This is a genomic window from Streptosporangium fragile (assembly GCF_039534445.1).
Taxonomy (GTDB): Bacteria; Actinomycetota; Actinomycetes; order Streptosporangiales; family Streptosporangiaceae; genus Streptosporangium; species Streptosporangium fragile.
This window is the reverse complement of sequence record NZ_BAAAVI010000108.1, coordinates 1-18802: the sequence shown is the minus strand read 5'-3', so window position 1 is coordinate 18802 and position 18802 is coordinate 1. Positions and strand designations below refer to the sequence as shown.

Below are 18802 nucleotides of genomic sequence, written 5' to 3'. Positions count from 1 at the left end.
GCGGCGTTCCACAGCCCCAGGGGCTCCACCGGCCCGGGGGTTTCGGAGGCCTGCATCAGGCCTCGGGTCTTCACGGGCCCCGGCCGCTCGGGCGAGCCTCGGCCGTTCGCAGCGGGTTGGTTCGTCGGCCCCGGGCGCCGCCTCAGGGCGCTTGGCCTGCACGATCCTGGCCGGCCTTGACGCGATGCCTCATGGGTTTAGGGATGCCGTGTGAGGTTAGCGGTTACACATGCAACGTGCCCGAGAGCACTGTGACGGCGCGGCCGGAGAGTTCGACCCGGTCGCCTCGCACTGTGGTGCGGATCGAGCCCCCACGCTGGGAGAGCTGGGCTCCGACGAGCGTGTCGGAGCCGAGCTTGGCAGCCCAGTACGGTGCCAGGGCGCAGTGGGCGGAGCCGGTCACCGGGTCTTCAGGCACCCCGACTCGGGGGGCGAAGAACCGGGACACATAGTCGGCGTCGGGGCGCGAGGCCCGGGCCGTCACGATGGTCCCCCGTGCGTCGACGGTCTCCAGAGCCCGGAAGTCAGGAGAGGCGGCGAGCACGTCATCCTCGGACTCGACCTCCACGAGGTAGTCCCAAATGTTCTTTCCGACCCAAACGTGTTTAACGCCCAGAGCCTCGATCAAACCCGGCGGCGGAGCAGCCTCTTGGAGTACTTTTGCCGGGAAATCCATGGTGATTAAGCCGTATTTATCCCTGGTCACGGAGAGGATTCCGCTCTTCGTGGAGAATTCGAGAGTTTCGGGCGCTGTTCCTGTGGAATACAGCACATGCGCCGTCGCCAAGGTCGCGTGCCCGCACAGGGCGACCTCGGCCGTCGGCGTGAACCACCGGAGCGAGTACGGCTCCCCGGCTCCTCCCGCGAGCAGGAAGGCCGTCTCGGAGTGCCGCATCTCCGCCGCCAGGGACTGCATCCAGGCATCGGGGACCGGTTTGTCGAGTACGCAGACCCCGGCCGGGTTACCCTTGAAAAATTCGTCGGTAAACGAATCGACCGTGTAGATGAGCATGAGGCGATGCTAGCGCCGGCGGAGATATCGGTTGAAGGCGGGTCGAGGGATCGGGCAAAGTCGAGGATCAAGCAAACCAGTGCGGTAGCCGTACAAAGTGGAAATAAGCGCTGGGCGTGTCGCATGGCGAACTCCGGATCGTCGGTTACCGTCCAAGGTGTAGGGACAGGCCGAGTGCGGCGTGGTCCTGAGGAAAGGACGAGCCGATGGGGGCAGTGCGTAAGGTAGCGAGCTACCTTGGCCTGGGCGAGGCAGAACAGTACGACGAGTCCTACGACTACGAGGACGAGGTCGAGGTCGAGGACGACGACTGGGAGTCTGCTTCCGAGCGTGCGGCCAAGCGCTGGGGTGCGGTGAGCGAGCCGTCGAGGATCGTGATGCTGGCACCGCTGAAGTACAACGACGCACCGGTCATCGGGCAGCATTTCCGTGAGGGCCAGACCGTCATCATGGACGTCAGCGGGATGAGCACCGCCGAGGCCACGCGGATGGTCGACTTCGTCGCGGGTCTGGCCTACGGGTGTGAGGGCCGCATTGAGCGGATCGCCGAAAAGGTCTTCCTGCTGGCCCCGGCCGAGGTGGAGATCACCAGCGGCTGACCCTGCGCGGGTTCACAACCGGCTGACCCGTCCCGGGTGGTGCTTCCGAGGCTCTTACCTGGGAGGTTCGGACCTGATCGGCGGGCCTCCACGGCCGGTCTGAGCGGATCCTGCGAACCCCGATTCCCGAGGCGGGGCCTTCGCGGCCGGCTCTCCACGAGGTCTTCGGCCTGCCCCTGCGCGTGGCCCATCCCTGTGCGTGGCCTGTTCCTGTGTGCGGTCCGCCACTGCGTGCGGGTCGTCCCTGTGCGTGGCCTGCTCCTGCGCGGCGTTTCAGCAGGGCTCCGGTGGATCTCCGCAGGAGATCCGGAGAACTGCGGACTGAGCCGGGGAAGCTCCGGTTGCCCCGACGGAGCCCCGGTTGAGGTGATCCCGCAGGGCGGCGAGCCCAGGTGGTGGTCCCGCGGGGGCGACTGCAGGTTGCGGCCAATGGGCTCCGCGGCCCAGCGTCACGATTCCGAGGTTCTGCGCCGCCGACCGTGGGAGCGCTGAGACTTCCAGGTGCTTGATGCTGGATGTGCCTTGTACGGCGCGGTGGGAACCCGAATCCGGCTCACTGGCCGGCGCGGGGGCCTCGACGGAGAAGGCGAGTGAGCTCGGCCAGGTCCGATGTCGCGTTCTGGGCACGCGCCTCGGACTCACGGGCGTACTCGTGCAGGGCCCACACCGCGCTCTGCGCCGTCTCCCGGAGCTCGGAGAGCTGCGCGGCCACGTATTCGGCATCCGCCCGCTCGCGCCTGCGTCTGCGCCACAGCCGGTAACCGCCGGCGGCCGCCAGGAGCAGCGCGAGCGCGGCGAGGGCCACAGGCGGCAGCGCCGGCACGGCGAGCACGGACACAAGGGCCACCGCGGCGAGGGCGAGCAGCGCGTAGGCTTCCCAGGGCCGACCGCGAACCGGCATGCCCTCGGCGGTGACACGTTCTTCGGCGGCGGCCAGAGACTCGGGATCTGGGCCCTCGGGGCGGAGGGTCACGCGGTGGCCGAGGATCGGCACGGCGACTGTCTCGGGCGGCTCGACGTGGGTGGCCCGCTCCAGGCTCTCGGCCGCCTCCCGCACGATGGGTGCGGCCACGTGCAGGGCGATCGCCGCCATGGAAGGGTGAGAACCGGGGCGTAGGTCACCGAGGAGGTGCCCGACGAGCGGCTTCAGGGGCCGTTCCGGGACGCCCGCGCCCATCAGCTGGCGGAGCACGGCCAGCGGTTCGTCCTCGCTCCACACGACGGTCGCCTCACCGGAGTGGTCGGCCCGTGCGGCGGCCAGACCCGCGAGCCCACCGGGCAGGTCGTCCGATTCGCCGGCGTCGGCAGCCGTTCCGCCCGAGCGGTCCTGGTAGTTCTGGTGGTCCGGATTGTGCTCGGGGCGGCCGGAGCGGTCCTGTCCGTTCAGACGGCCCGACGGCTTGGCGGTGCCCCTGCCGTCACCGCGCCTGCTCTCGCGGATCGAGGTGATCTCGGCGCAGCGGTCGCGCAGGTGGGCCAGCCGGGCGGCGGCGCGTACGGGACCGGCCAGCTCGGGGAGCTCGGCAAGCTCGGGGAAACCGGCCAGGGAGGGAGAGACGGCCGTCGACGGCTCGTCGGGGATCAGCGCGTGCAACCACCGGTCGGGCTCCGAGGCGGGCGAGGCGGCCACCGCGTCGAGCTTGCGGAGCACAAAGATCTTGCCTGCGGGGCCGTACGCACCCCTGGCGGCGGCGAGCCAGAGTGCTCGCTGGCCGTGGGTCACCGGGCGGTCGAGGGAGAGTTCGCCGAAGGCGGTGCCCAGCCACGAGGCGTGGATCCGGTCGCCCTGGCCGGAGACGGAGAGGGCGAGGCAGAGGAAGAGCGCGGTGCGCTGCTCGTCGCGCTGGGCGGCGCGGCCGAGAGCGTCGAGCGCGTCCTCGCCGCGGGTGAGCAGCACCAGGGCCTCAACGGCGGGAGCCAACCAGTGGTCGGGGGCATCGGTGAGGTCTGCGGGCGGTTCGGAGGGGACGGCGCCGGTGGCCAGCTCGGTCAGGAGTGCCTGTGCGTAGCGGTGCAACTCCGTCTCGGCGTGCGGGTTCGCGGTCAGGTCCATGCTCAAGGCAGAGAACTCTCCGAAGTTGTGACCGATGACCGCGCCAGCGTAATCCGCTTCGGACATCCCCGCCGGGAGGCGCGCCGAACATGACTTTGCCGGATGATCGCCTTGCTTTGCGCAAACAAGGCGATCATCCGGTCGACAGGTTACATGCGTTCGGGCACCGGGACGCCGAGAAGGCTCAGGCCGGTCTCCAGCACCCTCAGGGTGAGCGTGCACAGGGCCAGCCGCGAGGCGCGGACGGCCGGGTCGACGTCGCCCTTCAGCACCGGGCAGTTCTCGAAGAACGTGGTGAAGGCGCTCGAGGTCTCGAAGAGGTAGGAGGCGAGCTTGTGCGGCGCCGAGTTCTCGGCCACCTCCGCCACGGCCGCGCCGAACCCGAGCAGTTGCAGGGCCAGGGCACGCTCCGCCGGGTGGCCGAGCACGACCGGGCCGGTCGTCTCGGCCGGGGAGAGACCGCCCTTGCGGAAGATGGAGCGGATGCGGGCCTGGGCGTATTGCAGGTAGGGGCCGGTGTTGCCGGTCAGAGCGAGCATCCGGTCGAAGTCGAACACGTATTCGCTGTCGTGGCTGACGGCGAGGTCGGCGTACTTGACCGCGCCCATGCCGACGGCGTGTGCGATCCCGGCGCGCTCCTCCTCGGGGTAGTCACTGTCCTTGATCACCGCGGCGGCCCTGATCTCGGCCTCCTCAAGGAGGTCGAGGAGCTTGACCGACTCGCCGCTCCGGGTCTTGAACATCTTCCCGTCGGCCCCGAGCACGCTGCCGATCTGGATGTGCTCGGCCCTGACGTGTTCGGGCAACCAGCCCGCCAGCCGGGCCGAGTCGAACAGCATCGACATGTGCAGCGACTGGGTGGCCCCGATCACGTAGAGGATCCGGTCGGCCTTGAGGTCTTCGACCCGGTAGCGGATCGTGGCCATGTCGGTGGTGGCGTAGCCGTACCCGCCGTCACTCTTACGGATCATGAAGGGGAGCGGCTGGCCCTCACGTCCGGTGTAACCGGGCGGGAAGATGCACAGCGCGCCGTCGCTGAGGACGGCGATGCCGCGCTCCTGGAGCTCGTCGCAGACCTGGGCGAGCATGGGGTTGTACATGCTCTCGCCGGCGATGTCGTCGTCGGTCAGCGTCACTTCGAGCTGGGTGTAGACCTTGTTGAAGTAGCGGACCGTGGCGTTCATGAAAATATGCCACAGGCGCATGGTCTCGGGCTCTTCGGCCTGGAGGGTGACCACCCGCGCACGGGCGCGCCGGTTGAACTCCGGGTCCGTGTCGAACTTCACGCGGGCGGCCTGGTAGTAGGCATTGCCCTCGCCCGCCTCCAACTGGGCGACGGCGGCGTCTTCGCCGATGTCGAGCAGGTGCTCGATGAGCATGCCGAAGGGGGTGCCCCAGTCGCCCAGGTGGTTCTGCCGGATGACTTTGTTGCCCAGGTGTTCGTGGACCCGGGCGAGCGCGTCGCCGACGATGGTCGTACGCAGGTGACCGACGTGCATCTCCTTGGCCGCGTTGGGCGCGGAGTAGTCGATCACGACGGTCTGCGGCGGGGTGGACGGGGCGACGCCGCCGCGCGGGTCGGCCAGCATCTGCGAGGCCTGGTCGGCGATCCAGTCGTCGGAGAGCGTCACGTTGAGGAAGCCGGGACCGCTCACCTCGACCGTGCCGGGGAACGGCCCGACGCCGTCGGCCTGGCCGGTGAGCTGGTCGGCGATCTCCTGGGCGACCTCCCGCGGGGCCCGTCGCAGTCGCTTGCTCAGGCTCATCGCCACGTTCGCCTGGTAGTCGGCGAACTGGGACGGACGGATCAGCGGATCTGCGTTGGAGTACTCCGGGCCGAAGGCGGCGGCCAGCGCCTGCTGGACGCGCTCGGTGAGCACGAGCTGCGGGTCGGTCATGGATTAAGGGTATCGGCTGGCCGCTCCTGAACCGATTGCCCGGTGTGGGAGCGCACGGCCGCGAAGACGTAAGTGGGCACGGTCATGGCGCCGCGCCCGAGCGCGGTGAGAGCGGAGGTCGTATCGCCGGGGTCGGGGTGAGAGCGGAGGTCGTATCGCCGGGGTCGGGGTGAAGAACTCCCGGGAGAGCGGGATGGTCAAGACCGGTGTGGACACGCTGGCACGAGCGTGAGGTGCTGTCACATGGCTGGACGACCGGGACCGGCATGGGCGACCCGGTCACGAGCACGATGCGCCATCACGCGTACGGCCGGGTGACCCGAACCGGCGCGGCTTCACCAGGGGAGGTGCGGGCGGCGGGTGGGGGCGAGTCGCTCGCCGATGCGGGCGACCACGCCCTGGCCGGCCAACCTGGCCGCGAGCACGCAGGCGGCGCTGACCCCCTTGGCCCGGGAGTCGCCGTGCGCGATGACAACGGTGCCGTTCAGACCGAGCAGCACGGCTCCGCCGTGGCCCTCCGGGTCGAGCCGCTGCCGGAGCTCCCTGATGCGTCTTCTCTGGAGCAGCCCGCCCACTCTGGCCACCGGGCTCTCCTGGATCGTCTCGCGTAGCTCGGTGAAGGCGTAGCGGACGCTGCCCTCCATGGTCTTGAGCGCCACGTTGCCGGTGAAGCCGTCGGTGACGATGACGTCGACGGTGCCGGCCAGCAGGTCGTGCCCTTCCACGTTGCCGGCGAAGTCGAGGCCCTGGGCGGCCGAGAGCAACTCGTGGGCGCGCTTGACGAGCTTGTTGCCCTTCTCCGGCTCGCTGCCGATGGTCAGCAGACCGATCCGGGGGGCCTCGACGTCCAGGGCGGTCTCTGCGTAGGCGGCGCCAAGATGGGCGAACTGCACCAGCATCTCCGGCTTTACCTCGGCGTTCGCCCCCGCGTCGAGGAGAACGGTGGGGTTCGGCCGGGTCGGCAGGGCCACGGCGATGGCCGGCCGCAGCACGCCGGGCTGGCTGCGCAACCGGAGCTTGCCGGTGGCGACGATCCCGGCGGTCGATCCGGCGGAGACGACGGCGCAGGCATCACCCCGGCGGACGAGGTGGCAGGCGACGGCGATGCTGGAACGTGGGCGGCGCAGGCTGGCGAGGGCGCCCTCGTCCATGGCCAGGGCTTCCTCGGCCCGGACGATGGGGATCTCGGTGGTCGCGTCGTGCCGCGCGAGTGCCTCGGCGAGAGGACGGGGCGCGCCGACGAGCACGACGGGGATCCCGTGCTCACGCACCGCACGCACGGCTCCCGCCACGATCTCGTCGGGGGCGTGGTCGCCGCCCATCGCGTCCAAGGCGATCGGCGGGACGCCGGGAGCGTCGGTCTCAGGCAAGCGGTCACCTCGTGCGGGATGTTTTGTCCGCATCGTAGGCGGGCCGCGGGGTGAACCGCGCCGCCGGGCCGATCAGGGACCGCCGGGGAGATTCCAGTCGGTTCTCTCCCGGGAAACGACGATCTTCCCGAAGGCCACCCGGCCGACGACCCTGATGACGGGGGTGCCCTCGCCGTCCCGGCTGCCGGAGACGTGCCGCTTGGCGAACATCCCACTGACCTCGTCGATGACGTGGGCGCCCTCCGGCACCCGGATGATCAGCTTGCCGAAGTGGGCGCCGACCTCCAGGGTGATCTCGCGGCCGGGAAGCACAGCCTCGGACAGGTCCACGATCAGCGCGCCGAACGTGGCGCTGAGCCGGGTGTGCCGGCCGGCGAGCCAGCGCCCGCCCCGGACGACCTTGCTGAACAGGGCGCCCACCTCCTGCCTGCCGGCGGTGACGGTGGCGGAGGTGGTCACGTCGGGCAGGTCTTGGGTGATCGGGATGAGGTCGTCCAGGGTGACCGCCGCGTAGGCCGCCTCCAGGCGGTCGGCGTGCTCCAGGCTGGTCAGGCGCCCGGTGGCGAACGCCTCGCTCAGCACGGCGGCCACCCGGTCGCGGTCGGCGTCGGACGCGCGCAGGGCCCGGCCGGGCGGGTGCGGCGTGGAGACGGGCGGAGCGGGGACGGGCGCACGAGGGGGATCGGGCATGTGCGGGGCAGGGGAGGTGGCCGGGGAACGCAGGGCGGATCCATCTCCGGAGGCGCGCGAGGCCGGAACCGAGGCACGCGGAGCGCGGTCCGGGAAGATCGGTGGAGTGGGATCCTGGGGGCTCATGAGTCCGAGTGTATGTCGAATCAAGATATATCGCGATAACTCTTCGCATGCGAACTTGCCGGGAGGCGGACTCGCCCGCGGTGGAGGTCGCCGTCGCCGGGATCCTCTCCACCGGCGCGGTCGGCAGGACCGCTGATCGGGGTGGTCGATGACGCCTCCGCGATCCGGTCGTCGATCTCGGAGCGTTTCGATCCCGCTGAGCCCGCCGGGTCTTCCGTGTTCTTCACGCCCTTCGAGCGTTCCGGGACCGCGGCGGTCACGTCGCGGCGGTTGCCGGTCCGGCCCGCACCGGTGTGCCGGTCGATATCCGGCCGAACGGGCGCCGGGCCGATTTGCCGGGTATCCGCTTGCCCCGGCCGATTCACCGGGTCAAGCGGGTGCCCGGCGAACGGAAAATCTGGCGTCGCGGCCCGCGGCCTTCCTTTCCCGCCTCTTTCCTCGTGGATTGCCCTTTCCGTTGCGTGAACACACTCTTGATCTCGGAGATTTTCGCCGGATAAAGAGTGATATGCCGTAATCATCTACGGTGCTGTTTCTCTTTTTTCCGTCGTGCCGGGCGAGCTTCGGAGACCGTCCGGCACAGCCATTCTGGGGCTCCAGCCCCGGTGGCCGAAGGTAATGTGATCTTCACGGCCGGGACGGGGACCCGCCGACGGCGGTGATAGAAATGCCGAAGCAGCTTCCGGCCGGTGCGCTTTGAAAAACCTCCACGTCGTACCCGCCGGTGATTCGGGGTCTCGGGCCCGCCTTTTCCCGCTCGTTCAGAGAAATCACGCGGGCTCATCACATGCTGGAAGGCGATCATGAAGCGAATCATCACAACGGTTGTGTCCGCGGCGGCGTTCGGCCTCGTGGCAGCGGTCTGCGTGCCTGCCCAGGCGCAGACCCGCGACGTCACGAACGACCCGGTGCCCTCCGACGTCACCATGACCGTCGAGGAAATCGCCGCCGGTCTGGCCGGCGGCCAGAAGGCGCTGAACGGTCTCCCGGGGGTCGAGGTCGCAGTCCCCTCCGGCGGGACGGCCATGTCGTCCTCCGAGGCGATGGAGAGGCTTCTCGCCGTCTCCGCGGACGATCTCCCCCATGACGGCCCGCTGACGGGCGTCACCCGGGGCACGCACCGGGTCGCCGAGGCCGTCGAGGGCACCCGGGGGCTCACCGGCACGACCGGCGACCTGACCGACATGGTCACGCGGGCCGCCCGGACCGGCCGGATCTCCACCGAGCCCGTGGAGCGTCTCGTCAAGAAGCGGGCCGAGGCCACCGACCTCAACGGTGCGCTGGATCGGGCCGTTTCCCCGGACATCGAGCCGGCGGGCTCCGTGGCTCCGCCGGCGAACCCTCTCTTCTCCGGGGATCTCACTCTGCCCGCCGGGGCGGTCGAGCCGGTCGCCCGCCCGGCCGCCGTCGACGAGATCTCCCCGCTGGTGCGCGGGGCCGCCGCGGAGGGCGCCCGAGCCATCACTGGCACCGCGGCCCGCGTGGCCGACGCCGGGATGCCCATGGTCAAGGTTGCCGCCGAGTAACCGACGGTGAGGGACCGGACGGCCGCTGAGGCGGATGGAGGCCGGAGGGTCACGACAGCAGGGAAACCGGCCGGTGCGCACCGGCCGGTTTCCGCTGTCTCAGAGGCCCGGACCTCTCACGGAGGTGCGACGAGCGATCTCTGCCTGAAGTCTCGCCATCTGCCAGTGCAGCTCGATGAGCTGCTCGGCGAGCTGGAGACGGGGAATCTCTGATGGGTCCTCAACGGCCAGGTGGTCGATCGCGGTCGACAGCTCTCGCATCGCGCGCCCCCACTCCATGACGGCTTCCTCGGATCGAAACAACGTTCGAATCATACCGGAACACCGAACACGCTGTCAGTCGATTGCCCCGCGAGTCACACCGCCGTGCCGCCAGCCCCTGACCTTCCCCCGGCGCGCCCTCATGAGAACGCGCCGCCCACCGGACCGGGGTGCAGAGCCCGCGAAGGCACGCCGGTGACTGCGCTGAGGAGCGACAAGGGAAGTCACCGGGCCAGACACCTGACCCACGACGTCTCAGCGTCGCCGCTGCGCCCGCGGGGACGCACCTATGCCCTCTGCCCCGAGGTACTCCGTCCGGACGCGCCGACGACTGGACTGAGGAGCGAAGGAGCCCGCGAGGGTGCGCCGGTGACTGGACTGAGGAGCGCGGGAGCGAAGCGGACGCGCGACGAGGGAAGGAGCCGGATCAGAGCACCCGAGCCGCGACGCGCAGCGTCGCCGGCCAACACAGCTCAGCTCTCGTACTCCGGCGCGATGTAGCCGCGGGCCAGGGTGTGGGCGGTGATGTTGAAACCCACCACGGCGGGCGGGGCGTCGTGCTCCACGCCGAGTTTCTCCACGTCGAGGGCGTGCACCGCGAAGATGTAGCGGTGCGGGTAGCCGGGGGGCGGGGCCGCGCCGCCGTAGGCGTTGATGCTGTAGTCGTTGCGGCCGTGCACGCCCACGCCGCCGGCCGCGCCGGCGCCGGCGGGCAGTTCGGTCACGTCGGCGGGGATGTCGTACAGCAGCCAGTGCCAGAACCCGCTGCCGGTGGGGGCGTCGGGGTCGAAGCACGTGACGGCGTAGCTGAGGGTCCCCTCGGGGGCGCCGGACCAGCGCAGGTGGGGCGAGACGTTCTGCCCGCCCGCGCCCCAGCCGTCGAACACGTGCCGCTCGGACATGCGCTCGCCGTCGCGGACGTCGTCGCTCTCGACGTTCAGCGCGGGAACCGGGGGCAGGAAGTCATATGGGATCGGTGGCCGCGAGGACACGATTCACCTCCGTTGAGGAACGTCTTGTCGGTCGTTCCTCATCTTGCCCTGCGATCAGACCTTGTTGTAGGCGGCGAGCACCGTCTTCGGGTCACCGTCCATCCTGATCTTGCCCTTGTGCAGCCAGATCACCCGGTTGCAGGTCTCCTCGATCACGTCGAGGTTGTGCGCGACCAGGAAGACCGTGCCCGCCTCCTCGCGCATCTTCTTGATGCGGTCCTGGCTCTTGCGCCGGAACTCGCGGTCGCCGGTGGCCAGGGCCTCGTCGATGAGCAGCACGTCGTGGGACTTGGCCGAGGCGATGGCGAAGCGGAGCCTGGCGCCCATGCCCGAGGAGTAGGTCGACATGGGGAACTGCACGAACTCCCCGATGCCGGAGAAGTCGACGATGTCGTCGTACTTCTCCTTGACCTGTGCGGGGTTCATGCCCATGGCGTAGCAGCCGAGCACGATGTTGCGCTCGCCGGTGAGCTCGCGCATCAGTGCGGCGTTCACACCGAGCAGGGAGGGCTGGCCGTCGGTGTAGACCGCGCCGGAGTGCGGGGGCAGCAGACCGGCGATGGCCCGCAGCAGCGTGGACTTGCCGGAGCCGTTGCGTCCCACGAGGCCGATGGCGTCGCCGTGGCGGGCCACGAAGGACACGCCGCGGACGGCGTGGATCTCCTTCATCTGCGGCCGCCCCTGGCGCTTGACGAGGCGCATGAGGGCGTTGGCGGCGTTGCCCTTCTCCGCGTCGCTGGCCGCGCCGTAGACCCGGTAGATGATGTGCAGGTCGTCGACGATGACCGTGGGAGTGCCCTCACGGCTGTTGCGGGCGGGCTCCGGGTTGGGGTGCACCCTCACGTCCGTGCTGGGGACGGCGGGCTCCTCGGCCTTCACTCGGGACTGCTCCTCGGTCAACTCAGCCACGGCCGTACTTTTCCTCGGCTCGCCAGAAGTACCAGAAGCCGCCGAGCAGAGCGAACACCGCCCAGAATACGCAGACCGCCCAAATATACGGCCGAGGCTCATGGGTCTGCATGAGCAGGTCTCGCATGAGTTCGATGTACGCGGCGGCCGGGTTGAAGTACATGATGTCGGCGACCCACTGCGGCAGGCCGGCGCCGTCGGGGCCCGAGACCTTGTCGCCGATGGAGAAGAAGACCCCGGAGGCGTACAGCCAGGTGCGCATGATGAAGGGCAGCAGCTGGTTCAGGTCGCGGGCGGAGGCGCCCACCCGGGCCAGGACCAGGCTGGCGCCGACGTTGAACATCGTCTGCAGGAGCAGGGCGACCGGGATGAGCAGCCAGAACCACGTGGGCATCTCGCCGGTGACGAGCACCAGCGCGATCAGCACACCCATGGAGATCAGGAGCTGCTGGAACTCCTGGATCGTGTAGGCGAACGGGAGCGCCGCGCGCGGGAAGTGCAGGGCGCGGATCAGCGACAGGTTGCCGGAGATCGACTTGGCGCCGCTGCTCACCGAGCGCTGGGTGTAGGTGAAGACGAACATTCCGGTGATGAGGAACGCGGGGTAGTTCGTGATCCCCTTGTCCGCGCCCAGGATCAGGCCGAACATCAGCCAGTAGATCGCGGCGTTCAGCAGCGGCGTCAGGACCTGCCAGAGCTGGCCCAGGGCTGAATTGCTGTACTTCGAGACGTTCCGCGATGTGGCGTACGTCGTGATGAAGTGCCGTCGTTCCCACAGTTGGCGCAGGTAGACGGGCAGACTAGGGCGTGCGATGGCACGCCGAAGTCCGTATCGCTCGGCGAGCTTGGCCAGCGGCTCCTGCCCCTGCGTGGGGGTGCCGTTCATCGGGCCGCCCGCCTGGGCGTCCGCGGTCGCGGATTCCGGCTGGCTCATGGCAAGGACTCTATTGGATGCGAGTGGATGAAGTGCCTACGGCGGTGACCCGCCGCACACATTGGACGGGATCTCCAGCTAAGAGGTTCCAGGGCAATTGTGCGGTTCGCCTGCGAGCCACCGGCTCTCCTGCGACCCGGTCAACGGTAGCCCAGGTCCGGGTCGTCTGCGGGCAACGGATGCGACCACTCTCCGTACAGAGGTATTTTGACGTGACCGTTCATGTCCTGCGTATGCCCCAATGTCCTCTTTGTGGACATTCAAGAGCTTGGCTCGGGCGCACCGGCAAACGCGTGGCGTCGAGCAGGTCCATGCGTGACCGAACTGCAACATCACAGAGGCAGGTCGATGTGAAGCGGTGCGGGACAGTCGCGTCCGACTGGTGTGGTGTCAGTGTGCGGCCGAGGCGGCGGGGATCAGGAAGCCATGAATTCCTTCTCGGCGCTGCCCGGAACCGTGGAGGCTCAGCGTCGATACCCGCCTGCACAGGGAGGATTTACCGTAATGCGTGTTACTAAGGGGGCGCGGATCACCGCCGGCGCCGCGCTGCTCGCCCTCGCGCTGGCCGCGTGCGGCGGCGCGACCTCCACGGGCGGGGGGACGGCCGGGGCCGGCCAGCCCGTGCGCATGGAGCTCGGCGAGCCGCAGAAGCTCTTCTATCCGGGTGACACCACCGAGTCGGAGGGCTCCGAGGTGCTGGCCGCGGTCTTCGCGCCGCTGGTGAGCTACGACGAGAACAAGCAGGTCGTCGAGGACGTCGCCGAGTCGATCGAGAGCCGGGACAACAGGGTCTGGACGATCAAGATCAAGCCCGGCTACACGTGGCACAACGGCGACAAGCTGACCGCGCAGAACTACGTCGACGCGTGGAACTACGCCGCCAACCAGGACAACGCGCAGGGAGCCAACGGCTTCTTCAGCCGCATCGAGGGCTGGGCCGACCTCAACCCGGGTGAGGGTCAGGTCGTCTCCACCAAGGAGATGAAGGGCCTGAAGGTCGTCGACGAGACCACCTTCAAGGTCACCCTCAGCACGCCGTTCTCGCAGTTCAAGACGATGCTGGGGTACACGGCGTTCTACCCGCTGCCCGAGGGCGCCTTCGGCCCCGACGGGAAGATCACCGAGGAGTACGCCAAGCAGCCGATCGGCCAGGGCTACTTCCGGTTCGAGAAGCCGTACAACAAGGGCACCGACCAGACGATCGACCTCGTCCGCTACGACAAGTTCCCCGGTGCCAAGCCGAAGTTCGACAGGCTCCAGTTCGTCCTCTACACCAGCTCGGAGACCGCGTTCAACGACCTGGCCGCGGGCAACCTCGACATCCACGACTCGCTGCCCCCGTCGGCGATCGCCCGGGCCAAATCCGAGTTCGGCGAGCGCTACATGGACGAGGCGGACGCCGGCGTCGGCTACATCGGCTTCCCGATCCAGTACAACAAGACGTACGCGAACGTGAAGGTCCGCGAGGCCATCTCCATGGCCATCGACCGCAAGACGATCGCCGAGACCGTCTTCTCCGGCACCCGCGCCCCGGCCGACGACTTCATCAACCCGCTGCTGGAGGGCTACCGCCCCGGCGCCTGCGCGGTCTGCGTCTACGACCCGGTCAAGGCCAGGGCGCAGTACACCGCCAACAACGGCCCGGCGACGCTGGAACTGGGCTACAACTCCGACGGCCCGCACAAGGAATGGATCGAGGCCGTCGCCAACAGCCTCCGTGCCAACCTGGGGGTCAAGGTCACGGTCAGGTCGTTCGAGAAGTTCGCCACGATCCTCGACGAGCTCGACAAGAAGACCTACGGCGGCATGTTCCGCATGGGCTGGGCGATCGACTACCCGTCGGCGGAGAACTACCTGACCCCGGTCTTCTCCACCGTCGCGATCAAGACCGGCTCCAACTACGCGGGCTGGTCCAACAAGGAGTTCGACGACCTCCTCGCCAAGGGCGACAGCGCTCCCACGCAGCGGGAGGGCCTGAAGTACTACCAGAAGGCCGACGACATCCTGATCAGGGAACTGCCGTACATCCCGGTGTACTTCTACCGGACCAATGCCGCGTTCTCCCAGAACGTCAAGGGCGTCAAGATCAACCTGCTCAACCAGGTCGAGTGGGAGAAGGTCGAGAAGGCCGTCTGACGGCCGCAGGGCCGGGCCCAGCCCGGCCCACGGACCGCCCGGGGCGGATCCCGGGACCGCCGCGCGACCCGCGGGGCCCGGAGAGCCGCCGCGGGCACGTACGGGAGACTTGAATGGGCCGTTACATCATCCGGCGCCTGATCCAGGCGATCCCTGTCTTGCTGGGCGCCACCCTGCTCATCTACGCCATCGTCTTCGCGCTTCCCGGTGATCCCATCGCGGCGCTGGCGGGCGAGAAACGCGTGAACCCCAACGTCGTCGCCGTCCTGCGTGAGCAGTACCACCTGAACGACCCGTTCCTGGTGCAGTACTGGCACTACCTCACGGGCCTGTTCGGCGGCGACTTCGGCACCACCTTCGCCGGCGTCCCGGTCACGGACATCATGGCCGGCAAGTTCCAGGTGACCGTCAACCTGGCGGTCACCGCCCTGGTGATGGAGGCGGTCATCGGGGTGGGCCTCGGCCTGTACGCGGCGCTGCGCCACGGCAGGGCCCAGGACTCGATGGTCCTCGCCGCCACGCTGGTGCTGATCTCCATTCCCGTGCTGGTGACCGGCTTCGTACTCCAGTTGCTGCTGGGCGTGCGGCTCAGGCAGGCCGGGATCGACCTGTTCCCCGTCGCGGGCGTGGCGGAGGGCTGGCGCAGCTACCTGCTGCCCGGCTTCGTGCTCGCCGGGACGTCGATCGCCTACCTCACCCGCCTGACCCGCAACAGCCTGGCGGAGATCCTCCGCACCGACTACATCCGCACCGCGGTGGCCAAGGGCCTGTCCCGGCGCCGGGTCGTCGGGCGGCACGCGCTGCGCAACGCGCTGATCCCACTGGTCACGTACCTCGGCGCCGACCTGGGCGTGCTGATGGGCGGTGCGGTGATCACCGAGACGATCTTCAACCTGCCGGGGATCGGCCAGCAGCTGTTCAGCTCGGTCTACCTGCGCGAGCAGTCCGTGGTCGTCGGCATCGTGACCGTACTGGTGCTGATCTACATCCTGGCGAACCTGGTCGTCGACCTGCTCTACGCCGTGCTCGACCCGAGGATCCGCTATGAGTGACACCCTTGCCCCGGCCGCCAAGCAGGTCAGGCGAGGCCGGCGCGGCAAGCACGGCAGGCCGGGAAGGCTGAGGAGAGGCAGAGTTCCCCGGGCCCCCCGGTCGTCCCGGGCCGCGAGCCTGTGGACCGACGCCTGGTACGACCTGCGTCGCCGGCCGCTCTTCATCGCCTCCGCCGTCCTCATCGGCGTCCTGCTCACCATGGCGCTGTTCCCGTCGCTGTTCACCTCGGTGAACCCCTACGACGCCACCACCTGTCAGCTCGCCCAGGCCCGGCAGGGCGTCAGCGGCGCCCACTGGTTCGGCACCGACAACCTCGGCTGCGACGTCTACGCCCGCACCGTCCACGGCGCCCGCAACTCGATCGTGGTCGGCCTGACCGCCACCGTCGTCACCGCGCTCGTGGGTGGTCTCCTCGGCCTGCTGGCCGGCTTCACGGGCGGCGGCCTGGACACCGTGCTCTCCCGGATCACGGAGATCTTCTTCGCGATCCCGTCCATCCTCGGCGCGCTGCTCATCCTGGCGGTCTTCCGCACGGGCAACGTGTGGACCGTCATACTCGCGCTCTCCGTGCTGGCGTGGCCGATGACGTACCGCATCATGCGGGCCGCGGTGATCACCGCCAAGAGTCAGGACTACGTGGTGGCGGCGCGGGCGCTCGGCGCCTCCGCGCCGCGGATCATGTTCCGGCACATCCTGCCGAACGCGGTCGCGTCGGTGATCGTGGTGGCCACGATCAACCTGGGTGGGTTCATCGCCGCCGAGGCCGGCCTGTCGTTCCTGGGCGTGGGACTGCGCTCGCCCGACATCTCGTGGGGTCTTATGATCTCCGACGCCCGGGAGCGTTTCCTGGAGGCTCCGGGACCGCTGCTCTTCCCGGCGTTGTTCCTCAGCCTGACCGTGTTGGCCTTCATCATGTTGGGTGACGCCGTGCGCGACGCCCTCGACCCGAAGCTGCGCTAGGGGGACCTGTGAAGAAGACCTCGACGCCGATGCCGCCGGCCAGGGGAACCCACGCCGACGGGCCGCTGCTGGCCGTCGACGACCTGCATGTGGAGTTCGTGACCAGGCAGGGTGTGGTCAAGGCCGTCAACGGGGTCAGCTACTCGCTGAACCCGGGCGAGACTCTCGCCGTGCTCGGCGAGTCCGGCTCGGGCAAATCGGTGACCGCGCAGGCGATCATGGGCATCCTCGACTCCCCGCCGGCTCGCATCCCCCGGGGCGAGATCCGTTTCCGCGGCACGGACCTGCTCAAGCTGCCCGAGGAGTCCCGCACGCGGATCCGTGGCCAGCGGGTCGCGATGATCTTTCAGGACGCGCTCTCCGCGCTGAACCCGGTGTTCACCGTGGGTGCCCAGATCGGGGAGATGTTCCGGGTACACCGCGGTATGTCCAAGCGCGACGCCGAGAAGAAGGCGGTCGAGCTGATGGACCGGGTCCGCATCCCGGGCGCCAGGCAGCGGGTGCGCGACTACCCGCACCAGTTCTCCGGGGGTATGCGCCAGCGCATCATGATCGCGATGTCGATCGCGCTCGACCCGGAGGTGCTGATCGCCGATGAGCCGACCACCGCGCTCGACGTGACGGTGCAGGCCCAGGTCATGGAGCTTTTGGCCGAACTGCGCCGCGAGAGCGACATGGGCCTGATCCTGATCACCCATGATCTCGGTGTGGTCGCCGACGTGGCCGACAAGATCGCGGTCATGTACGCCGGGCGAATCGTGGAGAACGCCCCGGTGCGCGATATCTACCGGGCGCCTGCCCACCCGTACACCAAGGGCCTGCTGAACTCGATCCCCAGGGTCGACCGGAAGGGCCGGGAACTGTACGCCATCAAGGGCATGCCGCCGAACCTGCTCGACATTCCCCCGGGCTGTTCCTTCCACCCCCGGTGCCCGTACCGTCAGGACGACTGCGTCACCGACACGCCCCCGCTCTACGAGATCGGGCCGACGCGCGGCAGCGCGTGCCACTACTGGAGGGAGGTCCTCGATGGCAGCCACGGGTGAGCCGGTCCTCGAGGTTCGCGACCTGGTCAAGCACTTCCCGCTGACCCAGGGCGTCCTGCTGAAGAAGCCGATCGGCGCGATCAAGGCCGTCGACGGGGTCTCCTTCGACCTGCGCCGCGGCGAGACGCTCGGCATCGTGGGCGAATCGGGCTGCGGCAAGTCCACGCTGGCCAAGCTGCTGATGGCGCTGGAGCGACCGACCTCGGGATCGGTGAGGATCAACGGCCGGGAGATCTTCCACCCCAAGGGCGGCGGGCTCAAGGGCCGGGAGCTCAAACAGGTCCGCCGCAGCATCCAGATGGTCATGCAGGACCCGTACACCTCGCTGAACCCCCGGATGACCGTGGGCGACATCGTCGGCGAGCCGTTCGAGATCCACCCGGAGGTCGTCCCCAAGGGCGACCGCCGTCGCAAGGTGCAGGAACTGCTGGAGGTCGTGGGGCTCAACCCCGACCACGTCAACCGCTACCCGCACCAGTTCTCCGGCGGTCAGCGCCAGCGCATCGGCATCGCCCGCGGGCTGGCGCTCCAGCCGGAGATCATCGTCTGCGACGAGCCGGTGTCGGCGCTGGACGTCTCGATCCAGGCGCAGGTCGTCAACCTGCTGGAGCGGCTACAGGACGAGTTCGGTCTGGCCTACATCTTCATCGCGCACGACCTGTCGGTGGTCCGCCACATCTCCGACCGGGTCGGCGTGATGTATCTGGGCAAGGTGGTCGAGCTCGGCAAGGACACCGAGATCTACGACCGCCCCGTCCACCCGTACACCCAGGCCCTGCTCTCGGCCGTACCGGTGCCCGACCCCGACAGCCGGGGGCGGCGTCAGCGGATCATCCTGCAGGGTGACCCACCGTCCCCGGCCAACCCGCCCTCGGGCTGCCGCTTCCGCACCCGGTGCTGGAAGGCACAGGACATCTGCGCGACCCAGGAACCGCCGTTGCAGATCCGGCCCGGCACCGGGCACGCGAGCGCCTGCCACTTCGCCGAGACCCGCGACGTGGTGCACACGCACTAGCCCTGTTCTCGCACGCCGGACCGGTCGGCACATGGGAAGAGCCCCTCACTGTCGTGAAGGGCTCTGCCAGGTTCAGCGGGTTCAGCCGATGATGATCAGGCAGCCGTCGGCGCGGGTGTCGGCGTCCGCGTTGAGGCCGACGTTCACGTTCGTGTCGAGGTTGGCACCGGCGTTCACGTCCGCGTTGAGGTTGGCGTCGGCGTTGACGTTGGCGGCTGCGTC

Annotated in this window: 16 protein-coding genes; 7 read left to right on the top strand and 9 right to left on the bottom strand. The window is 69.0% G+C overall.

All coding sequences use genetic code 11. The annotated features are described in order from the left end of the window. Positions 1-223: 223 nt before the first annotated feature. Positions 224-1012 carry a PhzF family phenazine biosynthesis protein gene (locus tag ABD841_RS38170; protein WP_344981917.1) on the bottom strand — a complete coding sequence of 263 codons (789 nt, stop codon included), beginning with the start codon at positions 1010-1012 and terminating at the stop codon, positions 224-226. A gap of 206 nt (positions 1013-1218) precedes the next feature. Here ABD841_RS38170 and ABD841_RS38165 point away from each other — a divergent pair, with 206 nt between their 5' ends. Beyond that, positions 1219-1611: a cell division protein SepF gene (locus ABD841_RS38165; protein ID WP_344981915.1), complete on the top strand. Its 393-nt coding sequence runs from the start codon at positions 1219-1221 to the stop codon at positions 1609-1611. 553 nt (positions 1612-2164) lie between these two features. On the opposite strand, the gene ABD841_RS38160 is transcribed toward ABD841_RS38165, so the two are convergent. From ABD841_RS38160 to ABD841_RS38145, 4 genes are all read right to left on the bottom strand, one after another. Beyond that, positions 2165-3664, bottom strand: coding sequence for a hypothetical protein (locus tag ABD841_RS38160; protein WP_344981919.1), 1500 nt, complete (start codon positions 3662-3664; stop codon positions 2165-2167). Between the two features lie 149 nt (positions 3665-3813). Then, a complete protein-coding gene (gene argS, locus ABD841_RS38155; protein ID WP_344981913.1) occupies positions 3814-5562 on the bottom strand; it encodes an arginine--tRNA ligase in 1749 nt (582 codons plus the stop codon). A 335-nt stretch (positions 5563-5897) separates the two neighbouring features. After that, positions 5898-6965 (bottom strand): phosphate acyltransferase PlsX, encoded by a 1068-nt coding sequence (plsX, locus tag ABD841_RS38150; protein ID WP_425582111.1) that lies wholly within the window; start codon positions 6963-6965, stop codon positions 5898-5900. Between the two features lie 39 nt (positions 6966-7004). Further along, on the bottom strand, positions 7005-7622 hold the full coding sequence (locus ABD841_RS38145) for a DUF1707 SHOCT-like domain-containing protein (protein ID WP_344981909.1): 618 nt from the start codon (positions 7620-7622) through the stop codon (positions 7005-7007). 929 nt (positions 7623-8551) lie between these two features. On the opposite strand from ABD841_RS38145, the gene ABD841_RS38140 reads away from it, so the two are divergent. Continuing rightward, positions 8552-9274, top strand: a complete 723-nt coding sequence (locus ABD841_RS38140; protein WP_344981907.1) for a hypothetical protein — start codon at positions 8552-8554, stop codon at positions 9272-9274. 99 nt (positions 9275-9373) lie between these two features. On the opposite strand, the gene ABD841_RS38135 is transcribed toward ABD841_RS38140, so the two are convergent. The 4 genes from ABD841_RS38135 to ABD841_RS38120 form a co-directional block, all read right to left on the bottom strand. After that, on the bottom strand, positions 9374-9577 hold the full coding sequence (locus ABD841_RS38135; protein ID WP_344981905.1) for a hypothetical protein: 204 nt from the start codon (positions 9575-9577) through the stop codon (positions 9374-9376). Positions 9578-10008: 431 nt separating this feature from the next. After that, complete coding sequence (locus tag ABD841_RS38130) at positions 10009-10527, bottom strand: YbhB/YbcL family Raf kinase inhibitor-like protein (RefSeq protein WP_344981903.1); 519 nt, start codon at positions 10525-10527, stop codon at positions 10009-10011. Positions 10528-10581: 54 nt separating this feature from the next. Next, positions 10582-11436 (bottom strand): ABC transporter ATP-binding protein, encoded by an 855-nt coding sequence (locus ABD841_RS38125; protein WP_344981901.1) that lies wholly within the window; start codon positions 11434-11436, stop codon positions 10582-10584. Continuing rightward, positions 11429-12370, bottom strand: a complete 942-nt coding sequence (locus ABD841_RS38120; RefSeq protein WP_344981899.1) for an ABC transporter permease — start codon at positions 12368-12370, stop codon at positions 11429-11431. Before ABD841_RS38120 ends, ABD841_RS38125 begins: the two co-directional genes overlap by 8 nt. Positions 12371-12874: 504 nt before the next feature. On the opposite strand from ABD841_RS38120, the gene ABD841_RS38115 reads away from it, so the two are divergent. The 5 genes from ABD841_RS38115 to ABD841_RS38095 all read left to right on the top strand — a co-directional run bounded on the left by ABD841_RS38115 (position 12875) and on the right by ABD841_RS38095 (position 18580). Then, positions 12875-14506: a peptide ABC transporter substrate-binding protein gene (locus ABD841_RS38115; RefSeq protein WP_344981897.1), complete on the top strand. Its 1632-nt coding sequence runs from the start codon at positions 12875-12877 to the stop codon at positions 14504-14506. 113 nt (positions 14507-14619) lie between these two features. Then, complete coding sequence (locus tag ABD841_RS38110; protein WP_344981895.1) at positions 14620-15558, top strand: ABC transporter permease; 939 nt, start codon at positions 14620-14622, stop codon at positions 15556-15558. Then, positions 15551-16519: an ABC transporter permease gene (locus ABD841_RS38105; RefSeq protein ID WP_344981893.1), complete on the top strand. Its 969-nt coding sequence runs from the start codon at positions 15551-15553 to the stop codon at positions 16517-16519. The genes ABD841_RS38110 and ABD841_RS38105 overlap by 8 nt, the downstream gene beginning before the upstream one ends. An 8-nt stretch (positions 16520-16527) precedes the next feature. Beyond that, positions 16528-17565 carry an ABC transporter ATP-binding protein gene (locus ABD841_RS38100; protein ID WP_344981891.1) on the top strand — a complete coding sequence of 346 codons (1038 nt, stop codon included), beginning with the start codon at positions 16528-16530 and terminating at the stop codon, positions 17563-17565. Further along, entirely contained in the window at positions 17549-18580 is a 1032-nt protein-coding gene (locus ABD841_RS38095; RefSeq protein WP_344981889.1) for an ABC transporter ATP-binding protein, read from the top strand. The genes ABD841_RS38100 and ABD841_RS38095 overlap by 17 nt, the downstream gene beginning before the upstream one ends. Positions 18581-18802 lie beyond the last annotated feature (222 nt).